This window comes from Streptomyces milbemycinicus (assembly GCF_002154605.1).
In the GTDB taxonomy this organism is placed as follows: Bacteria; Actinomycetota; Actinomycetes; order Streptomycetales; family Streptomycetaceae; genus Streptomyces; species Streptomyces milbemycinicus.
Window position 1 is genome coordinate 1 of sequence record NZ_MUNE01000539.1, and the last position, 6,850, is coordinate 6,850.

Genomic DNA, 6,850 nt, shown 5'->3' on the forward strand with positions numbered 1-6,850 from the left:
CCGCGGACCGCGGCGACGACCACCCCATCGTGGTCGCGGGCGGTCACGCCGCGTTCAACCCCGAGCCGATCGCGGACTTCATCGACTGTGCGGTGATCGGCGACGGCGAGCAGGCCGTCCTGGAGATGACCGAGATCGTCCGGGCCTGGAAGGCCGAGGGCCGCCCCGGCGGCCGGGACGAGGTGCTGTTCCGCCTCGCCCGCACCGGCGGGGTCTATGTGCCCAGGTTCTACGACGTGGAGTACCTGCCCGACGGGCGGATCTCCCGCGTCGTACCGAACCGCTCCGGTGTGCCGTGGCGGGTGTCCAAGCACACCGTGATGGACCTGGACGAGTGGCCGTACCCCAAGCAGCCGCTGGTGCCGCTCGCCGAGACGGTCCATGAGCGGATGTCCGTCGAGATCTTCCGCGGGTGCACGCGCGGCTGCCGCTTCTGCCAGGCGGGCATGATCACCCGTCCGGTGCGTGAGCGGTCCATCACCGGCATCGGTGAGATGGTCGACAAGGGCCTCAAGGCCACCGGCTTCGAAGAGGTCGGCCTGCTGTCCCTGTCCTCGGCGGACCACACCGAGATCGGCGACATCGCCAAGGGCCTCGCCGACCGCTACGAGGAAGACAAGATCGGCCTGTCGCTCCCGTCGACCCGGGTGGACGCCTTCAACATCGACCTCGCCAACGAGCTCACCCGCAACGGCCGCCGCTCCGGCCTCACCTTCGCCCCCGAGGGCGGCAGTGAGCGCATCCGCAAGGTCATCAACAAGATGGTCTCCGAAGACGACCTGATCAGGACCGTCTCCACCGCGTACGGCAACGGCTGGCGGCAGGTGAAGCTCTACTTCATGTGCGGTCTGCCGACCGAGACCGACGAGGACGTGCTGCAGATCGCCGACATGGCGACGAAGGTCATCGCCAAGGGCCGCGAGGTCTCCGGTCAGAACGACATCCGCTGCACCGTCTCCATCGGCGGCTTCGTCCCCAAACCGCACACCCCCTTCCAGTGGGCGCCGCAGCTCAGCGCCGAGGAGACGGACGCGCGCCTGGAGAAGCTGCGCGAGAAGATCCGCGGCGACAAGAAGTACGGCCGCTCCATCGGCTTCCGCTACCACGACGGCAAACCGGGCATCGTCGAGGGCCTGCTCTCCCGCGGCGACCGCCGGATCGGCGCGGTCATCCGTGCCGTCTACGAGGACGGCGGCCGCTTCGACGGCTGGCGCGAGCACTTCAGCTACGACCGCTGGATGGAGTGCGCCGAGCGGACACTGCCCGAGTTCGGCGTGGACGTCGACTGGTACACCACCCGCGAGCGCGGCTACGAAGAGGTCCTGCCCTGGGACCACCTGGACTCCGGTCTCGACAAGGACTGGCTCTGGGAGGACTGGCAGGACTCGCTCGACGAGACCGAGGTCGACGACTGCCGCTGGACCCCGTGTTTCGACTGCGGCGTCTGTCCGCAGATGGACACCCAGATCCAGATCGGACCGACCGGCAGGAAGCTGCTGCCGCTGTCGGTCGTCAAGTAACCCACGGCCCGACAAGTACGCTGGAAGAGGCACGGGCCGCGGCACCCGCTCGGGTGAGCGGCCCGCCCACCGGCGTTCGACAGCCGCCAGACAGCAAGGAGAAGGACCCCTGGGCAAGCGACAGCCCGAAGGCCCGCCGCCCGCACCCGCGGTGCAGCGCATCCGTTTGCGCTACACCAAGCGCGGCCGCCTCCGGTTCACCAGCCACCGCGACTTCCAGCGCGCCTTCGAGCGGGCGCTGCGCCGCGCCGAGGTGCCCATGGCGTACTCGGCGGGGTTCACCCCGCACCCCAAGGTGTCGTACGCCAATGCCGCACCCACCGGCACGGGCAGTGAGGCCGAGTACCTGGAGATCCAGCTCACCGAGGCGCGCGACCCCGAAAGGCTGCGTGGACTCCTCGATGGGTCGCTGCCCCCCGGGCTCGACGTCATCGACGCCGTCGAGGCCCATACGTCGAATCTGGCCGAGCGGCTGCAGGCCTCCGTCTGGGAGATCCGGCTCGAGGGAGTCGACGCGGACGAGGCCGAGCGCGCCGTCGCCGCCTTCCTCGTGGCCGAAACGGTCCAGGTCGAGCGCATGACGAAAAATGGGTTGCGGACCTTCGACGCGCGTGGCGCGGTGGCCCGGCTCGAGGCCCTTACGGCCCCGGTCGATAGGCCGGGGGACCCTGCCTGTGCGATACTGCGGCTGGTGGTACGGCATCTGACACCTGCCGTGCGACCCGACGACGTCCTGTCCGGTCTCCGCGCTACGGCCGACCTGGCGCCGCCGGTCCCCGCAGCGGTGACCAGGCTGGCGCAGGGGCTGCTCGATGAGGAGTCCGGCACGGTGACCGACCCGCTCGCGCCCGATCGCGAGGCAGCCTTGGCCGCCCCACCCACGGCCGCCGGGCTGACCGCCGCGATGGCGCCGGAAGGTTCCGCGTAGGACCGCCGTCGATGCGCCGCCGATGCACCAGGGAGCCACCCGGGTCCGGCAGGCGCACTGACCAGGAGACTTTCGCCGGTCCGGCATTTCCGGTCCTGGCGAGTGAGACGACAGCTCCCGTGCGGCGCCCGCGCCGCGGGCGGCGGCAATCGCGCACAGCGCGCGGATTGCGGCCGGACGCAGACGCGGCGCCCGGGAGCGTGACGGGAGAAACGCCCGCATGCTCGAGCCTATTGAGCCGATCGAACCTATCCAGCCTCTGGGACAGCCCGCTCAGCGTGCCGTCGGACCCAGGGACACCATTGAGAACAACACGCCCAGCGACACCCTGCCCCCGCGCCGCCGCCGCGCGGCCTCCCGGCCGGCCGGCCCGCCCGCGGGGACGCTGAGCGACGCGGCGGCCCAGACCGCCACTCCGGCCATACCGGCCGCCCAGTCCACCGACCTCGAGGGCGTGTCGGCCGAGGCCGCGTCGGCGTCGGCGGAGGAGCCGGTGCCCGCGCCGCGTACGCGCCGTCGTGCGACCCGTAAGGCGACTGCTCCGGCGGGTTCGCCGGAGACGGCCGAGACGACCGCCGAGACGGTGGTCGCCGCCGAGGACGCCACACCGGCCGAGGAGCCGGTGCCCGCGCCGCGTACGCGCCGCCGTGCGTCGCGCAAGGCGACCGCCCCGGCGGGCTCGCCGGAGGCTGCTGAGGACGGCGCCGCGGAGTCCGCGGACGCTGAGGTGGCTGACGCCGAGGTCGCGGAGGAGGCCGCCGCGCCGGCGCGCAAGCGCCGCCGTGCGACCCGCCAGGCGTCCGCTCCGACGGGTGCGCCGGAGACGGCCGAGACCGTTGTCGCCGCCGAGGCCGCTGACGTGCCGGACGAGGCGGCTGATGAGCAGCCTGCCGAGTCCGATGAGACCGCCGAGGCCGCGGCACCGGTGCGCAAGCGCCGTCGTGCGACGCGCCAGGCGTCCGCTCCGACGGGTGCGCCGGAGACGGCCGAGACCGTTGCCGCCGCCGAGGCCGCTGACGAGAGCGACGAGAGTGCTGAAGCCGCCGAGACCGTCGAAGCTGTGGCGCCGGTCGGTCGGCGTCGTCGGGTGACGCGTAAGGCGACCGCTCCGGCGGGTTCGCCGCAGCCTGCCGACGAGGAGACGGCGGAGGCCGCCGCGGCGGAAGAGACCGCCGCCCAGCCCACCGAGATCAGTGAGACCGCTCACGCCGCCGCCGAGGCGGCGGAAGAGGCCGTGCCCGCGCGGCGTACGCGCCGGCGTGCGACGCGTAAGGCGACCGCCGCGGCGGGCTCGCCCGAGTCCGAGGCCCCGGAGGTGACCGCCGTGGCGCAGACCACTGCCGCAGCAGCCGACGAGAGCGCCGCCGGTGACGCCGCCGAGGAGCAGCCCGCCGACGCCGCGCCGCGTGCCCGTACCCGCCGCCGGGCGACCCGTGCGGCGGCCGCTGCCACTGTCGACGAGCAGCAGGCCGAAGCCCCGCAGGCGGAGGCTCCGCAGGCCGCCGACGAGGCCGAGCCGGAGGCTCCGGCCAGGGGGCGGCGCCGGGCCGTACGGCCGCCGACGGCCGTGTTCCAGGCGCCGGTGTTCACCGAGCCGGTGTTCCAGACGCCGGAGAGCGCGGCCCTGGCCGCCGCCGCGGCCGCCGAAGAGGCGGACGAGGCGGACGAGGCGGAGGCGGACGAGACGGAGGACGCGGGAGCGTTCGGGATCGCCGAGCCGCCGGCGCCCACCGGCGGTGCGCGCCGCCGTCGCCGTCGCCGCGGTGAGGAGTTTGACGACCAGACCGCGCAGGCCGCGCAGGCCGAGGCCGAGGAGACGGCCGAGCCCGCCGAGGAGGCCGAGCTCGCGGAGGGCGAGCACGGCGACGAGGAGTCGGGCGAGCGCCCGGCCCGCCGCCGTCGCCGTGGCGGTCGGCGCCGCCGCCGGGGCGAGGCCGCTGACGTCGAGAGCGCCGAGGGCGAGACCGGCGAGCGCTACGAGGACGAGCACCCGGGCGAGGGCGCGGACGAGCGGGCCACCGGCGAGGCCGAGGAGGCCGACGAGGACGACGACACGGTCGGCGGCGCGGGCTCCAGCAGCAGCCGTCGCCGTCGGCGCCGCCGTCGGCGCAGCGGGGACGCCGCCGAGGTCGAGTCGGGCGACGACCCGGAGCGTACGGTCGTCAAGATCCGCGAGCCGCGGGAGCGGCGCGCGAAGGAAGCCGAGTCCGGCGCCGACGAGGTGCAGTCGATCAAGGGGTCGACGCGGCTCGAGGCGAAGAAGCAGCGCCGCCGCGAAGGGCGTGAGCAGGGCCGCCGCCGGGTGCCGATCATCACGGAGGCCGAGTTCCTGGCCCGCCGTGAGGCGGTCGAGCGGGTGATGGTCGTGCGGCAGAACGGCGAGCGCACCCAGATCGGCGTGCTGGAGGACAACGTCCTCGTCGAGCACTTCGTCAACAAGGAACAGTCGAACAGCTACGTCGGCAACGTCTACCTGGGCAAGGTGCAGAACGTCCTGCCCTCGATGGAGGCCGCCTTCGTCGACATCGGCAAGGGCCGTAACGCCGTCCTCTACGCGGGCGAGGTCAACTTCGAGGCGCTGGGGCTCGCCAACGGCCCGCGCCGTATCGAGACCGCCCTCAAGTCGGGCCAGTCCGTTCTGGTCCAGGTCACCAAGGACCCGATCGGCCACAAGGGCGCCCGGCTGACCAGCCAGGTCTCCCTCCCCGGCCGTTACCTGGTGTATGTGCCCGAGGGCTCGATGACCGGCATCAGCCGCAAGCTGCCGGACACCGAGCGCGCGCGTCTGAAGCAGATCCTCAAGAAGATCGTCCCCGAGGACGCGGGCGTCATCGTCCGCACCGCGGCCGAGGGCGCGAGCGAGGACGAGCTGTCGCGTGACGTCCAGCGGTTGCAGGCGCAGTGGGAGGAGATCCAGAAGAAGGCGAAGAACGGCGGCGCCCCCACGCTGCTGTACGGCGAGCCGGACATGACCGTCCGGGTCGTCCGCGACATCTTCAACGAGGACTTCTCCAAGGTCATCGTCAGCGGTGACGGCGCCTGGGACACGATCCACGGATACGTCTCGCATGTCGCGCCGGACCTCGCGGACCGGCTGCAGAGGTGGACGTCGGACGTCGACGTGTTCGCCACGTACCGGATCGACGAGCAGCTGATGAAGGCGCTGGACCGCAAGGTGTGGCTGCCCAGCGGCGGCTCCCTGGTGATCGACCGGACCGAGGCGATGGTCGTGGTCGACGTCAACACCGGCAAGTTCACCGGCCAGGGCGGCAACCTGGAGGAGACGGTCACCAGGAACAACCTGGAGGCGGCCGAGGAGATCGTGCGCCAGCTGCGGCTGCGCGACCTCGGCGGCATCATCGTGATCGACTTCATCGACATGGTGCTGGAGTCGAACCGGGACCTGGTGCTGCGGCGCCTGCTGGAGTGCCTGGGCCGGGACCGTACGAAGCACCAGGTGGCGGAGGTCACCTCGCTGGGCCTGGTCCAGATGACCCGTAAGCGGGTCGGCCAGGGCCTGCTGGAGTCCTTCTCCGAGCCCTGTGTGCACTGCAACGGCCGTGGTCTGATCGTCCACGTGGACCAGCCGACGGCGGTCGGCGGCGGTGGCGGCAAGCGCAAGAAGAAGAAGGGTGCGGCCGGTCACCTGGCCGAGCCCGAGCAGGTCCCGGAGACCGCCGAGGTCGTGGAGGCCGCCGCGGCGGCCGTGGTCGAGGCCGAGCCGGAGACGGTGGCCGAGGCCGCCCACGAGGCCGCCGAGCACAAGACCATGCCGGAGCCGGTGACCTTCGCCGCCGACGAGGAGCTGTACAGCAGCGCCGCGGAGGCCGAGGCCGCCGCCACGCGTGGCCGTACGCGCCGCCGGGCGACCCGGAAGGTGACGGCTCCCGCGGGCGCTCCGAAGGCCGCGGAGCGGCCGGAGGCGGCCGTGGTGGTCGTGCCGGCCGAGGAGCCCAAGGAAGCCCCGGCCCCGGCGGAGGAGCCGAAGGCCGAGGCCGAGCCGGTCGCGGCGCCGGAGCCGGTGTCCGCGCCTCGTGCGCGCCGCCGGGTGACCCGTAAGGTGACCGCTCCCGCGGGCTCGCCGTCGGGCTCCGAGGAGGCGGCCGTGGTGGTCGTCAGCGCGGCTGCTCAGGACTCCGCGCCGGAGTCGGCGCCGGAGCCGGTGGCGGTCGAGCCCGAGCCCGAGACGGTGTCCGAGGCTTCTGAGGCGGCTTCCGAGGCCGCAGTGGAGCCGGAGGAGGCGGCAGCCCCGGCGCCGGCGAAGAAGACGGCCCGCAAGGCCGCCAAGAAGGCGCCGGCGAAGAAGGCGGCGGCCAAGAAGACGGCCGCGAAGAAGACGACCGCCAAGAAGGCCGCCGCCTTCTTTGCCGTCGTCTTCTTCGCGGCGGCCTTCTTGGCGGTC

General features: G+C 73.1%; 3 protein-coding genes. All 3 read left to right on the top strand.

The genetic code is table 11. The features are described 5' to 3' along the window. Positions 1-1,520, top strand: a 1,520-nt coding sequence (locus CCN51_RS37095; RefSeq protein ID WP_107426151.1) for a TIGR03960 family B12-binding radical SAM protein, incomplete at its 5' end; no start/stop codon positions are given. Positions 1,521-1,671: 151 nt separating this feature from the next. After that, positions 1,672-2,448, top strand: a complete 777-nt coding sequence (locus CCN51_RS37100) for a TIGR03936 family radical SAM-associated protein (RefSeq protein WP_014179693.1) — start codon at positions 1,672-1,674, stop codon at positions 2,446-2,448. Between the two features lie 220 nt (positions 2,449-2,668). Next, the coding region (locus CCN51_RS37105) for an Rne/Rng family ribonuclease (RefSeq protein WP_086860601.1) at positions 2,669-6,850 on the top strand (4,182 nt) is incomplete at its 3' end.